15 protein-coding genes are annotated in these 16,278 nt (G+C 40.1%); 6 read left to right on the forward strand and 9 right to left on the reverse strand.

The genetic code is table 11. The features are described from left to right. Positions 1-46 precede the first annotated feature (46 nt). From AAEY62_RS12320 to tkt, 4 genes are all read right to left on the reverse strand, one after another. On the reverse strand, positions 47-1,222 hold the full coding sequence (locus tag AAEY62_RS12320) for an NRAMP family divalent metal transporter (RefSeq protein WP_350635038.1): 1,176 nt from the start codon (positions 1,220-1,222) through the stop codon (positions 47-49). Between the two features lie 468 nt (positions 1,223-1,690). Then, positions 1,691-2,047: a ribosome hibernation-promoting factor, HPF/YfiA family gene (gene hpf / locus AAEY62_RS12325; protein WP_007584763.1), complete on the reverse strand. Its 357-nt coding sequence runs from the start codon at positions 2,045-2,047 to the stop codon at positions 1,691-1,693. 177 nt (positions 2,048-2,224) lie between these two features. Further along, positions 2,225-2,539 carry a pyrimidine/purine nucleoside phosphorylase gene (gene ppnP, locus AAEY62_RS12330; RefSeq protein WP_165736236.1) on the reverse strand — a complete coding sequence of 105 codons (315 nt, stop codon included), beginning with the start codon at positions 2,537-2,539 and terminating at the stop codon, positions 2,225-2,227. Positions 2,540-2,723: 184 nt separating this feature from the next. Next, positions 2,724-4,715, reverse strand: a complete 1,992-nt coding sequence (gene tkt / locus AAEY62_RS12335) for a transketolase (protein ID WP_350635031.1) — start codon at positions 4,713-4,715, stop codon at positions 2,724-2,726. Between the two features lie 304 nt (positions 4,716-5,019). Between tkt and metK the strand changes: the two genes are divergently transcribed. The 5 genes from metK (at position 5,020) to serA (ending at position 9,456) form a co-directional block, all read left to right on the forward strand. After that, on the forward strand, positions 5,020-6,171 hold the full coding sequence (gene metK, locus AAEY62_RS12340; protein WP_101164183.1) for a methionine adenosyltransferase: 1,152 nt from the start codon (positions 5,020-5,022) through the stop codon (positions 6,169-6,171). Positions 6,172-6,346: 175 nt separating this feature from the next. Continuing rightward, positions 6,347-6,895 carry a hypothetical protein gene (locus AAEY62_RS12345; protein WP_101164182.1) on the forward strand — a complete coding sequence of 183 codons (549 nt, stop codon included), beginning with the start codon at positions 6,347-6,349 and terminating at the stop codon, positions 6,893-6,895. Between the two features lie 18 nt (positions 6,896-6,913). Further along, entirely contained in the window at positions 6,914-7,510 is a 597-nt protein-coding gene (locus AAEY62_RS12350; RefSeq protein ID WP_101164181.1) for a 5-formyltetrahydrofolate cyclo-ligase, read from the forward strand. Positions 7,511-7,563: 53 nt separating this feature from the next. Next, positions 7,564-8,217 (forward strand): ribose-5-phosphate isomerase RpiA, encoded by a 654-nt coding sequence (gene rpiA, locus AAEY62_RS12355; protein WP_007584757.1) that lies wholly within the window; start codon positions 7,564-7,566, stop codon positions 8,215-8,217. 9 nt (positions 8,218-8,226) lie between these two features. Further along, entirely contained in the window at positions 8,227-9,456 is a 1,230-nt protein-coding gene (serA, locus tag AAEY62_RS12360; protein ID WP_024594074.1) for a phosphoglycerate dehydrogenase, read from the forward strand. A 53-nt stretch (positions 9,457-9,509) separates the two neighbouring features. Here serA and panP read toward each other — a convergent pair whose 3' ends face one another. Next, positions 9,510-11,135: a pyridoxal-dependent aspartate 1-decarboxylase PanP gene (gene panP, locus AAEY62_RS12365; RefSeq protein ID WP_024594075.1), complete on the reverse strand. Its 1,626-nt coding sequence runs from the start codon at positions 11,133-11,135 to the stop codon at positions 9,510-9,512. Between the two features lie 264 nt (positions 11,136-11,399). On the opposite strand from panP, the gene AAEY62_RS12370 reads away from it, so the two are divergent. Next, a complete protein-coding gene (locus AAEY62_RS12370; RefSeq protein WP_350635032.1) occupies positions 11,400-13,271 on the forward strand; it encodes an EAL domain-containing protein in 1,872 nt (623 codons plus the stop codon). A gap of 18 nt (positions 13,272-13,289) precedes the next feature. Here AAEY62_RS12370 and trmB read toward each other — a convergent pair whose 3' ends face one another. From trmB to AAEY62_RS12390, 4 genes are read right to left on the reverse strand one after another with little or no spacing between them, the layout of a single operon-like run. Continuing rightward, the gene (gene trmB, locus AAEY62_RS12375; RefSeq protein WP_350635033.1) at positions 13,290-13,961 is read right to left on the reverse strand and encodes a tRNA (guanine(46)-N(7))-methyltransferase TrmB; all 672 of its coding nucleotides are present in this window, start codon (positions 13,959-13,961) and stop codon (positions 13,290-13,292) included. Continuing rightward, a complete protein-coding gene (locus AAEY62_RS12380) occupies positions 13,961-14,728 on the reverse strand; it encodes an ABC transporter permease (protein ID WP_007584748.1) in 768 nt (255 codons plus the stop codon). Before AAEY62_RS12380 ends, trmB begins: the two co-directional genes overlap by 1 nt. After that, on the reverse strand, positions 14,729-15,658 hold the full coding sequence (locus tag AAEY62_RS12385) for an ABC transporter ATP-binding protein (protein WP_007584747.1): 930 nt from the start codon (positions 15,656-15,658) through the stop codon (positions 14,729-14,731). Further along, complete coding sequence (locus AAEY62_RS12390) at positions 15,658-16,278, reverse strand: flavin prenyltransferase UbiX (RefSeq protein ID WP_007584746.1); 621 nt, start codon at positions 16,276-16,278, stop codon at positions 15,658-15,660. The genes AAEY62_RS12385 and AAEY62_RS12390 overlap by 1 nt, the downstream gene beginning before the upstream one ends.

Below are 16,278 nucleotides of genomic sequence, written 5' to 3' on the forward strand. Positions count from 1 at the left end.
TAATGCTTTAGGGCTTTAATTAAAACCCTAAAGTAAGTGGCTCTATTTAGGCTGCTAGTTTCCAAACCACAAACGCAACAGCAAAGCCAACTAAGTACACTAGCCCTAACCACGTTAAACCACGTAGTAACACGCTGTGCTTTATAGCAGGCTCTGATCGTACAAGGCTAAAGTTAAGCCATGCAAAAATAGGCGTTGTAACAAATGAAAGCGTCATCGCAAACGTGAGCATGGGGCCAAGGGCTGATTTAAAAAATAAAATAACGGCCATACCAGCAAGTGCTTGCAATACAAGCCAAATATTTAAGCTGTGCTTTGATTGCTTAAAACCAAGTAGTTTATGAGATTCGTTAAGCGTACGGGCGTAGCCATCTAGCACGGTGAGTGTAGTGCCAAACATACATAAAAAGGCGATTGCTGATACAAGCGGCCTTGCCCACTCGCCTATTGTTAATGCGTACATATCAATAAGCTGCTTGGCAAACGCGACACCGCCAAGTTCTATACTACTGGTTTGCCCGTACTGCACTAATACACCTAAGCTAAAAAATACCAAGGCTAAACCAGCTGTAAGCCAGTAACCTACGTTAAAATCGAACAAGCCTTGGCTTTTAGAAACTGTTTGCTGGGCTTGTTTTTCTTTTAGCCATAAAGAACTTAATGCAGATATTTCGATAGGGGCTGGCATCCAGCCCATTAAAGCCACCATAAAGCTAAGCATGGCAAGTTCATACGGTGAAGGTCCCACATAATCAGCAGGTGCCATTGGGCCGTTACTAAATGCAATGGCAAGGGCAATCAAAGTAGCGAGCGTAAGCAGCCCCATAATGCCTTTGGCAACGTTATCTAGCGCTTTAAAGTGTCCAAGTAGCAATATAACTAAACATACCCCCAGCAGGATCCAACAAAGCAAGGTTACTTCAATAACCACGGGTAAGGCGTAATGCAGTAAGCTTGCGGTAAGCAGTAATACGCCGGCGGTATTAACAACAGCGGCAACAATGTTTAAGCCAATAAAACTGTAGAAGTAAAACGGACCTTTGCTTTTATAGCCCTCCACTAGGCTATTTTTAGTGGCGAGTGTGTATTCCATACCAAAGCGAAAAAATGGGTACTTTAAAACATTAACAACGAGGATAAGCCAAAATAATTGCCAGCCAAATATTGCCCCAGCTTGCGTAGAGGCAACTAGGTGAGATCCGCCAATAGCGGCTGTTGCCATTAGTATTCCAGGCCCAAGCGCACCTAGTCGAGACTTCCATACTGCTTTTGTTTTGTGCATTAATTTCTCAAAATATGTGTGTTGTGTGTTCTTTTTATCAGGGTCTGTTGACCTTTCAGGATTGAAATTTATTCAATCTAGGGGCGATTTAATCGCAGCGCGAGGTTTGTAACCTAGTGGGCTAAGTAAAAATCGAGTAATAAAGAGTTAATCGTCCCTAGGCAGAACCCTTTGGGCAGCGTATGTTGGGCTTTTATGCTGCGTTATCGCCTATTTATGGGGAAGAACCACACTACATAGGCTCTGCCTTGCCTAAAAGCCCAACATACAGCTGTAAATTCAACCTCGAAAGATAAACAGACCCTAACCTTTATAATTAATAAACTGCAAGAACGCATAACTTACCTAAATTACAGGCAATAAAAAAGAGCCATACGGCTCTTTTTTACAATACTTTGTGACTAAATTTTATTTAAGATCCATCTCTTGGATGATCTCGTGTGCGATTTCAGGTGTAGTGCTAACAGGCTTTTCGTGTAAGTTTGCTTTTATCTGCCCTTTTCGATGTTTTAGTGCTGCATCGAGTTTTTTAGCTGCACTTGCAATGGCAGGGTACATAACTTCGTTTTCCCCTTTTACCGATATGCGCGTGCCTTCATAATTAGTGCTAATTTCAGCTTGGATTTTATGATGTTCTTTAGACAAAATAATTTCGAGTGCAATAAGCGATGGGAAATGGCTCTCGATTTTTGAAAATTTTTCGTTGATGTGCTCTCTAATAGAGTCAGTAACTTCAACATGGTGACCAGAAAGATTAATTTTCATAGGGTATCCTTTTATTTGTTACCTCATAAATAGTATTGGGGGCTATTTAGATTAACACAAGGAAAAAAGAGAGATATTTGAGGTTTATTTGCGGTTTTTGGTGATTTAAATCATGTGTTGCGCAAAGTTTATGCAAAGCCCATAGTGCATGGGCTTTCAGACGTCTAGCTGTACTGATTAATCTGTGTACGAACAACAGTAGTCAGCAAAATCAGATACTTTTACTTTAAAGCTTACATTTGCATCAACATTAAACGATTCACCCGCGTTAAATGTTTTCCACTCGCTTGCGTCTGGTAATAAAATATCCCATTGGCCAGCTAAAAGCTCCATGCACTCTTTTTGGTTTGTATCAAAAACAAACTCACCTGGTTGCATAAAGCCTAACGTTTTCGCTTCGCCATCACCTAAAATAACGGTACGGCTCGACACTTTTCCGTCAAAATATACATTGGCTTTTTTTACTACACTTACGTTATCGAACTTTGGCATTTTTAGCTCCTGCTATTAATTTAAGATTTTTATTTATAAATTTTATCGCACTACCTTGCCTGATAGCTTACTTTCTTGCAAGGAAAGCAGCATTGATCAAGGTGAAGTTGCTTCATGTAAGGGCATAAAAAAACCCGCAACATGTGCGGGTTTTTCAATTACTTACTTTATTTAATCAAAGCGATTAAAAAAGCTCGTTTGCTTTGCTTACAATGTTTGCCACTGTAAAACCAAAGTGCTCAAACAACTCATTAGCTGGTGCTGACTCACCAAAGGTGGTCATACCTACTACTGCGCCATTTAGACCTACGTACTTGTACCAGTAGTCAGCAATACCTGCTTCTACTGCTACGCGGCGTGAAACAGATGCCGGTAATACGCTTTCTTTGTATGCTGCGCTTTGATCTTCAAAGGCATCAGTACATGGCATAGACACAACACGTACCTTTTTACCTTGGCTGCGTAGTTCGCTTGCTGAATCTTGTGCTAGTTGCACTTCAGAACCCGTTGCAATGAAAATAATCTCTGGGTTGCCGTCACAGCTAAGGATGTAACCACCCTTTTTAACGTCACTTAATTGCTGTGCGTCACGCGCTTGTTGCTCAAGACCTTGGCGAGTAAAGATTAACGATGTAGGACCGTCTTTACGCTCAATAGCTTGTTGCCATGCAATTGCCGACTCAACTTGGTCACATGGACGCCAGTTGTATAAGTTAGGCGTTAAACGCATGCTTGCAATTTGCTCTACTGGTTGGTGAGTTGGACCATCTTCACCTAAACCAATTGAATCGTGCGTGTATACAAAAATGCTTGGTTGCTTCATTAATGCAGCCATACGAACGGCATTTTTTGCATATTCAACAAACATTAAGAACGTAGCACCGTAAGGAATAAAACCTTTATGAAGCGCAATACCATTCATAATTGCCGACATACCAAACTCACGCACACCGTAATAAATGTAGTTACCGCTTGCATCATCGCGTGTTAAACCTTTAGAGCCATCCCAAATTGTTAAGTTTGAGCCAGCTAAATCGGCTGAGCCACCCATAAATTCTGGTAATAACGGACCAAACGCATTTAATGCATTTTGCGATGCTTTACGAGACGCTGGGTTTGCTGGGTTTGCTTGTAATTGCTCAATATACGCTTGAGATTTTTCAGCCCAATCGCCAGGAAGTTCGTTATTAATACGACGCTTGTATTCAGCTGCAAGCTCTGGGTATGCTTTTGCGTATGCTGCAAATTTTTCGTCCCAGCTTGATTCAAGCTGTTGACCTTTTTCTTTGCCATCCCACTGTGCGTAAATATCATCAGGAATTTCGAAAGCATCGCCAGTCCAACCTAAAAATTCGCGAGATGCTTTAATTTCATCATCACCTAGTGGAGCACCGTGACAATCATGGCTGCCTGATTTATTAGGTGAGCCGTAACCAATAATTGTTTTACAACAAATTAGTGAAGGTTTATCGGTAACGCTTTTTGCTTCTGCAATTGCAGCACTTACAGCATCGCTGTCGTGGCCATCAACACCACTAATTACATGCCAACCGTATGCTTTAAAGCGAGCTGGCGTGTCATCTGTAAACCAACCTTCTACTTCGCCATCGATTGAGATGCCGTTGTCATCCCAAAATGCAACAAGTTTACCCAGACCTAATGTGCCTGCAAGTGAACCTGATTCATGAGAAATACCTTCCATAAGGCAGCCATCGCCCATAAATGCATAGGTAAAGTGATCAACAATATCGTGACCTTCACGGTTAAACTGTGCAGCTAGCGCTTTTTCAGCAATTGCCATACCTACGGCATTTGTGATCCCTTGACCTAATGGACCCGTAGTAGTTTCGATTCCTGGTGCATAGCCATATTCAGGGTGACCTGGTGTTTTAGAATGCATTTGACGGAAGTTTTTAATTTCGTCCAGTGGTAAGTCGTAACCACTTAGGTGCAATAGAGAATAGATAAGCATTGAACCGTGGCCGTTTGAAAGAATAAATCTGTCACGGTCAGCCCACTCTGGATTCGTTGGGTTATGTTTTAGATAATCGCGCCATAATACTTCTGCGATATCAGCCATGCCCATAGGGGCTCCAGGGTGACCAGATTTGGCCTTTTGTACTGCGTCCATTGACAAGACGCGAATAGCATTTGCAAGTTCTTTGCGAGATGGCATGAATTCTCCTACCTTTATGTGTATTTGCGCGGGTATTTATGTGTTTGTTTATGCACCCAAGTAACTTGGGTTCGTTTATACCGACCATTCTTACTTATTGTGGGGGCTGTGTGCAATTAAAAACCCTATAAAAGTGAGGCATTATGAATATTTTTTAAGACCAAAAAGTTATTAGTAATTTTATTTAGACGTCTAGGCGTAAAAACACTATGCAAGGTGTTTTGTTTTCGATAAAATACGCCCCTTAATTTTTTAGCGCTAATACCGACGTTTGTGAAGCGCAATATTTGTGAGCAGAATTACAATGGCAAAACATTTATTTACTTCTGAATCAGTTTCTGAAGGTCATCCGGATAAAATCGCCGATCAAATCTCTGATGCGGTACTTGATGCTATCCTAGAGCAAGACTCTCATGCCCGTGTTGCATGCGAAACTTACGTAAAAACCGGTATGGTTATGGTTGGTGGTGAAATCACTACTAGCGCATGGGTTGATATCGAAGAAATTACACGTAAAACAATTCGTGACATTGGCTACACAAATTCAGACATGGGCTTTGATGCCGATTCATGTGCAATTTTAAACACTATTGGTAAACAGTCTCCAGACATTAACCAAGGTGTTGACCGTACTAGCCCAGAAGAGCAAGGCGCTGGCGACCAAGGCTTAATGTTTGGTTACGCATGTAACGAAACAGAAGTACTAATGCCTGCTCCAATTACTTACTCACACCGTTTAGTACAGCGCCAAGCTGAGGTTCGTAAAAGCGGCGAGCTTAACTGGTTACGTCCAGATGCAAAATCTCAAGTTACTTTTGCATACGAAAATGGCAAACCTGTAGGTATTGATGCTGTTGTACTTTCTACTCAGCACAGCGAAGACATTTCGCAAAAAGATTTAGTAGAAGCGGTAATGGAAACTATCATCAAGCCGGTACTTCCTGCAGAACTTATCACAAGTGCAACTAAGTTTTTCATTAACCCAACAGGTCGCTTTGTTATTGGCGGACCAATGGGTGACTGTGGTTTAACTGGTCGTAAAATCATTGTAGATACATACGGTGGTATGGCTCGTCACGGTGGTGGGGCTTTCTCTGGTAAAGATCCATCAAAAGTTGACCGTTCAGCAGCATACGCTGCACGTTACGTTGCTAAAAACATTGTTGCTGCTGGTCTTGCTGACAAGTGTGAGCTACAAGTTTCTTACGCAATTGGTGTTGCAGAGCCTACTTCTATCAGCGTTGAAACGTTTGGTACAAGCAAGCTAGAAGAAAGCCGTTTAATCGAGCTTATTCGTGAACATTTTGACCTGCGCCCTTACGGCTTAATTCAAATGCTTGATTTAGAGCGCCCTATCTACCTTCCTACAGCGGCTTACGGCCACTTTGGTCGTGACGAATTCCCTTGGGAACGTACAGATAAAGCAGACGCACTTCGCGCAGCTGCCGGCCTTTAAGCCAAAATTGTTGTAGTAAATTAAAAACGGCCCTTTTAAGGGCCGTTTTTGCATCTAAAACTTATTCGCTATATTGTTTGTAGCGCGTCTACAAAATAACTATTAAATCGACCTCGAATTCTTTTGTACTTTAGGTATATACTCATTTCATTATAAAAGCTTTAGGGACAGTTAAATGGCCGATAACTTTCGCGTTATATTTGCAGGACTTGCCGATAACGTTGACATAAAAACAGCATGTACAAATTTAGCTGCAAAATTAAAAACGTCAGATGAAAAAGTAGCTCTTTTTTTTAAAGGTAAGCCACTGTTTGCACCAAGCGATAAAGACAAAGCGTTAAAACAGGCTAAGTTACTAGCAGGCTTAGGCATTAAAAGTAAGCTTCAAGCTGTTTCAAACATCATTCAAAATGGCTCAAACCCTGCTGCAAATAACAATCAACGTGATGAACGTATTTTTGATGCACTCGATTACATCACTAGCAGCTTAATTCGCCTTGAAGAAAAGTTAGACGAGTTAGAGCAACGCCTTCCTGAAGCTCAATTAAAAACACCAGACGAAAGTATTGACGAATGGCAAGGTGACGATCTAATGCTAGATGATGATTTAGCGCCTCCTAAAAAACGCAGTAACTTACTTTTATATTCATTGATTGCAACTGCCACCATTTTGCTAGTCGTACTGGCTGTTTTTTTAATTTTTCCCGATTTATTCTCTTTTTAAGAATGGCTAATTAATTTAATGAGCAATAAACGTGCAAAAATAAGAGCAGAAATTCGTAACACCCGTAAAAACTTGTCAAATAATCAGCAAATAATTGCTGCGCAATCGCTAAAAATGAATTTTATTCAACATTTAAAAAGCGAAAAAACAACGAATTCAAAGCATATTGCCATTTACTTAAGTAACGATGGGGAGCTAGACACTTCATTGTTAATTAAAGAATTATGGAGTTTAAACCATACCGTTTACCTACCTATAATACACCCATTCAATGGCGCTAATTTACTATTTCAGCGCTATGAGAAAAACTCACCCATGAGAGCAAATCGCTATGGTATCTTGGAGCCTAAGCTGAACTGCTCTCAAATATGCCCATTACCAGTGCTTGATTACCTCCTTATGCCATTAGTTGCATTTGATAAACAAGGTAATCGCCTAGGAATGGGAGGTGGGTTTTACGACCGGACATTGGCGCGTTTACACGAACAAAATTGGCAAAAACCACAACTAATTGGCCTTGCACATGAATGCCAAAAAGTTGAGGCCCTACCAATCGAGTCGTGGGATGTACCACTTAAAACCATTATCACCCCAGATAAAACATACTGTTGGTAACAATTAAATTTGATTACTAACCGCATATTTCTGACATACATGAGCACAAAGCAATGACACAAGACGAATTAAAAAAAGCAGCTGCTTGGGCAGCACTCGAGTTTGTAAAAGAAAACACTATTGTAGGTGTGGGTACAGGCTCTACTGTTAATCACTTTATTGATGCCCTTGGCTCAGTAAAGGACACTATTGTAGGCGCTGTATCAAGTTCAGAAGCCTCAACCGCGCGCCTACAAGCGTTAGGTATTGAAGTATTTGAGCTTAATAACGTTGCTGCTTTAGATGTATACGTTGACGGTGCTGACGAAATAAACGCCCAAAACGAAATGATTAAAGGTGGCGGTGCAGCCCTCACTCGCGAAAAAATAGTAGCCGCTGTAGCTAAACAATTTGTGTGTATTGTAGATGACACAAAATTAGTAAAAACATTAGGCGACTTCCCGCTTCCGGTAGAAGTTATTCCAATGGCTCGCAGCTACGTTGCACGAGAATTATTAAAGCTTGGTGGTGACCCGGTTTATCGCCAAGGCGTAGTTACCGATAACGGTAACGTTATATTAGATGTATTTAACTTAAAAATTACCAATGCTAAACAACTTGAAGCACAAATAAATTCAATTGTTGGCGTAGTTACCAACGGCCTATTTGCTATGCGTGGTGCTGATAAAGTGATTATCGGTACTAAAAATGGGCCACAAATTAAATAGGATGAGGTTATGAGTAAGGTATCGTTAGCAAAAGACAAAATTAAAATTCTCTTGCTTGAAGGTGTTCACCAAAGCGCTGTTGAAACGCTAAAACGTAACGGTTACAGCAATATCGACTACGTTAAAACATCCTTACCTGAGGACGAATTAAAAGAGCGCATTAAAGATGTTCACTTTGTAGGACTTCGTTCTCGTACTCATATTAACCAAGCCGTATTAGACTCAGCTGACAAGCTAGTTGCTGTTGGGTGTTTTTGTATTGGTACAAACCAAGTTGATTTAGATGCAGCACGCGAACGCGGTATTGCTGTATTTAACGCACCATTTTCTAATACTCGTTCAGTTGCTGAACTTGTACTTGGTGAAATCCTACTTTTATTACGCGGTATTCCAGAGCGTAATGCAGCGGCTCATCGTGGTGGCTGGTTAAAAACAGCAAATGGTTCGTTTGAAGCACGTGGTAAAACATTAGGTATTATTGGCTACGGTCACATTGGTACTCAGCTAGGCATTATGGCTGAAAACATCGGTATGAACGTTGAATATTACGATATCGAAGATAAGTTATCACTCGGTAATGCAAAACAAGTTCACAACCTAACTCAGCTGTTACAACGCTCTGATATTATTAGCTTACACGTACCAGAAACACCGCAAACTAAAAATCTTATTGGTAGCGCAGAACTTGCTGTTATGAAGCAGGGATCTATTTTGATCAACGCTTCACGCGGAACTGTTGTTGATATTGATGCACTTGCAGAAGCACTAACAGAGAAAAAACTAAGTGGTGCAGCAATCGATGTGTTCCCTACTGAGCCAAAATCTAACGATGAAGAATTTGTATCGCCACTGCGCCAATTCGACAATGTTATTTTAACGCCGCACATTGGTGGTTCTACACAAGAAGCGCAAGAAAACATTGGTATTGAAGTAGCGGGTAAACTGGCTAAATACTCAGATAATGGCTCAACTATTACTGCCGTTAACTTCCCTGAAGTATCGCTGCCTGAGCTTGCTAATCGTAGCCGTTTATTACACGTGCACCACAACCGCCCTGGTGTACTAACGCAAATTAACCAAGCGTTTGCACAGCACGGTATTAACATTGCTGCGCAATACCTACAAACAGACGCATCTATTGGTTATGTAGTTATTGATGTAGATACAGATCAATCTGAAGTAGCACTTAAAGAACTAAGCGCTGTTGAGGGTACAATTAGAGCACGTATTTTACATTAATAAGTACTTTTGATATTAAGAAGGGTCCTTATGGACCCTTTTTTGTATTTAGATTACATATACTTTCTTAAGTATTTTTTGAATACAGGATCTGTTGCAGCCAACTCTTTTTGCTCAGCCAATATCTCTTTTAAAATAGCGCCTGATGTAAGCGGGTTTGCAAGTACCACTCTAAATACAACTGTAGGTTGATTGTCGTATTTAGAAGGCGTTAAACGAGTACGTGATACAAATGAGCGACCAGACTCTCGCTGACGTTTTTGCATACTGGCAGTAAAACGGTTCAGTGAAGCAAAAATATCTAACCGAGTTGCTGCATCAGCATCGGCTATTGCTTGTTTAATTTGCTTAGGTACATAACGATACGTTAATAAGCACAACTCAGGCTCCGAAATAAGCTCAAAGTCTTCATCAGCCTTAATTAAATCAGCAAAGTAATGTGCTTTTTTGATGCTTCGATCAATCAGCATTTCGTAACCTTTGCGACCAATAACACGTAAGCAAGCGTGTACTAACATTGCCATACCAGGTCGGCTGCCTTCAAGCGTGTGGCTACCTAAGTCTTTTGAACCTTTACGTAATATGTACTCAGCGTGATGCTCTATTGCATCAGTTGCAGCGGGATCTTTAAATAAAACTAAGCCCGCTCCCATTGGTACATACATTTGTTTATGTGCATCGATGGTAATTGAATCTGCTCGCTCAATCCCTTTTAATAAAGGGCGATGCGTGTTCGATAAAAGGGTTGCTCCTCCCCATGCAGCATCTACATGAAAATGGCAGTTAATGTCTTGTGCTAAGTCGGCCATTTCATCAAGTGGGTCAATATTACCGGTTTCGGTTGTACCCGCTACCCCAATAATCGCCATTACTTTAATGCCTTGCGATTCAAGCTCACGTGCTTTTTCGCGCATAGCTCCTACATCAACTTTATTATTTTCGCAGGTTTTAATACCAATTAAGTTATCGCGGCCAATACCGAGTAAATCAACCGATTTACCTAACGAGTAATGTCCGCGTTCTGATATTAATACTGCTAAACCTTTATAGCCGTAATGCAGCATACCGGCAATTAGGCCTTGTGCGCCGATACCTCTAAAATCGCCATCGGGTTTTAATAAGCGGTTTCGAGCAATCCAAAGCGCAGTAATATTAGCAACCGTTCCACCAGAGCAAAATGCACCTAGTGAGGTTTTAGCACTGTGCATCCATTTAGAATAAAATGAATCTTCTTGCCCATAAGCTAAATGATGCATCATTCCAAGCACTTGACGTTCAAGAGGCGTAAACGCTTTAGACGTTTCTATTTTTACTAGATTTTGATTTAGCCCTACCATCAATTTTGACAGCGGTAATAAAAAATGCGGCAAGGCAGAGGTCATGTGACCAATAAAGCTAGGCGCAGCTGTATGCACAGAATGTGCAACAAGTTGCTCCATTATGTCTTGGGCATAAGCAGATACAAACGTTGGATCCTCTGGGATCACTGCCGACTGAAAATCTTTTTCGATTTCATGTAATGGTTTTTCAATTGCCGCTATATTTTCGTTTAGAAAACCTGCTAAATTACTCGAAATTTCAAGCTCGATTTTGCTTAAAGTTGAGTCTGGCGCTTCAGGTACAGTAAATATACGCTTAAGGCTTTCTTTAGAGGCGACGGCACAACGCTTTTGATCCATCTCAATACCTAGTGTGTGTAGCTAAAACACGCGCTTACCCATCAAAAACGCCTAATTATTAGGACATTTAGAGCAATCGTGTTTCTTTAAAAATTGCGCTAACTTTACTGCAATATAACTAAAATGTCTCGTTTAAACCTATAAAAGCAATCAAAGCGATGACAAAAAAATGATAATTTAATTAAAACTCTACCAAACCTAATTATTTATTGGGCATTTACTTATTTTGGGTATAATAAATTTGATAACAAAAAAGGGACACATATGCCAGAAGGAAGAGTCAAAGTTAGTTGGATAGTGGCAGGCTTTAGCTTATTTTTAATAAGCTTGCTTACCTATGTTTACTACACTTACCAAACCACGCGTGCTGAAATAATGCAGTCGGTTGATAATCGCTTACTTAATGCCGCCACCAGCGTTAAACATATTCTAGGTGAAAATTACTTAAGTGCGGTTAATCAAGGCGACAACATAAGTTTTTCTTACTATCAAAATAAGAGTAAACAGCTCTCTGAGTTTGCTCAAGCACTTGATATTGCTTATGTGTATTCAATGATTTTAAAAGACGGAAAGGTTCTTTTTAGCTCATCAAGCTACACGCAAGACGATCAGAATAATGGCAAAGTCACTCAATTTTTAGATCTCTACCCTGAAGCTACCGATGCAAATATAAGTGCTTTTTACTCAACCGAGCCTGTATTTGAAATATCGAGCGATCAGTGGGGCCACTTTAAAACTATTTTTATTCCTTACGTTGACCCTATTAACGGCAATACCTATTTAACGGGTGCCGATATAACTATTTACAATTTAAACGAGAAACTTAAAGAAAGCGTATCAAAAGCAGCTGCCATGGCGAGCTTCTTCTTTTTTATCGCGATACTAGTTGCCGCCATATATATTTATTTACTAAAGCGCTCTTTAGCAACTGACTCAAGTACTGGTTTTTCAAATCATATTGCTCTTGAGTACTTTATTAAAAAAAGTAATGCTCATCACATGCAGTTAGCCGTTATTTGGGTTAATGAAATAGAAGATATAAACAGTTTCTACGGCACTGAAGTGGGTGATAAAGTAATGAAAAACTTACTTATTCACTTTAAACTCAGAAGCTCTGCGCATTGCCATATATACAGACTAGCAACCAACAAAATAGTATTACTCGCGCCTAAAGAAATGAGCAATGACGAATTTACCGATCTCGTAAAAACATATAACTTTAATACCCCAGTGTTAACTGACCCTTTTATTTATATAACTCTATGTGCAGGTATTGCCAGTGGCAATAAATCGCTACTACTTGAAAACGCTCATATAGCGGCGCTGCAAGCTAAACAAGGCAGGCATAGCGTAGTTAACTACTCAAAAGCGCTACACGATGTAAAAACGCAATATCAATACAATGTTGAAATGGCTAAAGAGGTGCGTGAAGCGTTTGATAACAACCGTATAGTGCCTTACTTTCAACCCATTATTGATACAAATACCAACAAGGTCGTTCAATACGAATGTTTAGCTCGAATGGTAACGGCGCAAGGGGAAGTGTTGAAACCTGATGCATTTTTAAATGTTGTTACTCGCTCAAGAATGGACGGAATACTTACCCGTACTATATTTTCACAATGTGTTAGTCGCTTTAGAAAAACCGATATTTGCTGGAGTTTAAATATAACAGCACAAGATATGCTCGACCCTAATTTAAGTGAGTTTATTGCGGACGAACTTAAGCGCTACCCGCATCCTGGTAATATCACACTAGAGCTTTTAGAAACCCAAGCTATTGCCAACTTTTCTGAGGTGAAAGCATTTATTGGAATGGTTAAAACGAAAGGCGTTAAGGTTATTATTGATGACTTTGGTAGTGGTTATTCAAATATATCAAACGTACTTAAGCTGGAAGTAGATGGTATTAAGCTAGATGGCGCACTAATAAAGCAAATAGTGAATGACAAAGATATCTATTTATTTATTGAACATATAGCCAGTTTTGCTAATCAACTTGGTTTGCAATTAATGGCAGAGTCGGTAGAAAATGCAACCATAGTAACCGCACTTAAAAAGGCGAATGTGACACTAATGCAAGGCAACTACTTTGCCCACCCAGTGTCACATGTTAGTACGGTTATAGAAGAATAATTAGCATTTTAACTTACTTTAGCGAGGTAAGTTAATAACGAGTCGGTGGCTTTGCTGGCCACTGGCCCAGTATTTACGTTCAAAAGGCGTAATTGCATCGTCTGACTCATAAAGCGTTACATCGCAAGGGTTGCCTGTTAATTCAAGCGCCCGAGCAAACTCCTTAACGTAAATATCCCAATTGCTGCGCACTTCTAATTTTCCACCTAACTTAACGATAAATGGAAAAATAGCCGCGCCATGCCAGCGTCTACGAATATGCTTAGATTTAGGCCACGGGTTTGGATACAACAAATAATGGTGCGTAGGTTGCCAATTAGCAGCAACCGCTAAACGCCAAAAGTCATTTAAGTCTGCTTGCACTAAGATGTACTGACCACTGTCGGTTTGCTTATATTCAACATCGTGCTTATCTAATCGGTGCGACGATTTATCAATACCAATTATAAGTGCATCTGGGTGGCGCTTAGCTAAGTTAGCTGAGCTTTCACCTACGCCACAACACGAGTCTAAAATAAGCGAGCCACTAAAGGCTTGTACTTTAGCATTAACCTCGTCAAATGCGGCTTGGGTATGCGCTGCAATTGGCTTTTTAAATTCAGCATCTAAGTGCTTATTTACTATTTCATCAAGCTTTTCGTGAATACCCGCTTGATTAGATACAATACTACGTGAATTTGCATCACTCATTAGTGTCTTAGCCCCACACCTTTTTTGATCAATGTAAGCGCTAATGTAAATAACGCTGTTATAAATACTAAAATAACCCCAAGAGCCACGCTCAAATCAACATCCGACACACCTAAAAAGCCATAACGAAATGCGTTAACCATATAAATTATAGGGTTGATTTGTGATACATTCTGCCAAAATTCAGGCAGCAACGTAATTGAATAAAATACACCGCCTAAGTAAGTTAGTGGCGTTAGTATGAAGGTGGGGATAATGCTTATATCGTCAAAGCTGTTTGCGTAAATTGCATTAATTAAGCCACCTAAAGCAAACACGGCTGAGGTTAAAATAACCGTTGCCATAATTACAAAAATATTATGAATTTGAATATCAACAAATAATAACGATACACAGGTAACTATAAAGCCCACCATAATACCGCGCGTCATGCCGCCGCCCATATAACCTAGAACAATGATGTAGTTAGGTACAGGTGCAACTAAAAGCTCTTCAATGCTTTTTTGAAACTTTGTTGAGTAAAAACTAGAGGCTACGTTGGAATAAGAGTTAGTAATAACCGACATCATTATAAGGCCAGGTACAATAAACTCCATATAACTAAAGCCGCCCATGTCGCCAATGCGTGAACCAATTAAGTTACCAAAAATAACAAAATATAAGCTCATCGTAATTGCTGGCGGTACTAAAGTTTGCACCCAAATACGTAAAAAACGAATGCACTCTTTAATCCACAAACTCTTTAAGGCTACGCCATATTTAAACATTTATTCGCCCCGCCCTTGCTCTAATAATCCTACAAATAACTCTTCTAGTCTGTTTGCTTTATTTCGCATACTCAATACAGTATTACCTTGAGTTGTTAATGCACTAAAAACCGCATTTAAGCCTTGAGACTTAGCGACTTCCACTTCAACAGTATGATCGTCCGTCATGGTAAATTTATAGCCTTCAAGCGTGACAGGGTTTGCTGGCATTTTTAAATCTAAAATAAAGGTTTCTTTATCAAGCTTTGCAAGCAATGCTTTAATGGTCGTATTTTCAACAATTCGGCCATTATCGATTATGGCGATGTTTTTACACAGTAACTCTGCTTCTTCAAGGTAGTGTGTAGTTAAAATAATAGTTACGCCTTGCTCATTTATTTGGCGTAAAAAATCCCACATTGAACGACGAAGTTCTATGTCTACCCCCGCTGTTGGCTCATCAAGTATAAGCAACTTAGGTTCGTGCATAAGGGCACGCGCAATCATTAATCGGCGTTTCATACCGCCTGAAAGCGTACGTGCTTGTTTGTCTTTTTTCTCAAGTAAGCCAAGCTGCGCTAAGTACTTATCAGCACGTTTATGGGCTTCGCCACGTGGCACACCATAATAACCGGCTTGGTTAACAAGTATTTGGCTAAGTGTTTCAAACTGACTAAAGTTAAACTCTTGCGGCACTAAGCCTAAATGCGCTTTTGCAGCTTCTAAGTCAGTATCAATATTACAACCGAATACTTCTACTTTGCCTTTTGTTTTATTAACAAGTGACGAAATAACACCAATGGTGGTTGATTTACCTGCTCCGTTTGGACCAAGTAAAGCAAAAAAGTCGCCCTCTTTAACTTGCAAATCAACGCCTTTAATAGCCTCAACACCATTTTTATAAACCTTGGTAAGGCCTTCTATATTTAAAGCAATATTTTGCTTATTCATTACTTACCCTCACCATAACCCCAACGTTTTGTTAGGTTATGTTCAATATTTAAATGATCTAAAATTCTCGCCACCATAAAATCAACTAAGTCTTCAATACTTTGTGGCTTATGATAAAAGCCAGGCGCTGCTGGCATTATGGTCACACCTAAACGAGATAACTTAAGCATGTTTTCTAAATGAATTTCGTTAAACGGTGTTTCGCGCGGCACTAAAATTAACTGTCCGCGTTCTTTAATTACCACATCAGCGGCGCGCTCTAATAAGTTATCTGACGCCCCTACTGCAATTGCAGAAACCGATCCTGCACTACACGGGCATACCACCATTTTTTTAGGTGCAGCAGAGCCCGAAGCCACAGGGCTAAACCAGTTATCTTTACCGTATACTTTTAACTGCCCAGATTTAGCATTAAACAGCGTACTTAACTGCTCAGTGGCTTTATCTTCATTACCAGAGAGCTTAATATTTGATTCTGTATCAAGCACCACTCGTGCTGCACTTGAGATAAGTACGTAAACTTGAAATTGCTGTTCAAGCAACACTTCAAGTAACCTTAAACCATAAGGCGCACCTGATGCACCGCTAAAAGCGAGCGTAATTCTATCTTTAAATTGCAC

Origin of the sequence: Pseudoalteromonas sp. GW168-MNA-CIBAN-0100, from assembly GCF_040309225.1 — a bacterium.
Taxonomy (GTDB): Bacteria; Pseudomonadota; Gammaproteobacteria; order Enterobacterales; family Alteromonadaceae; genus Pseudoalteromonas; species Pseudoalteromonas arctica.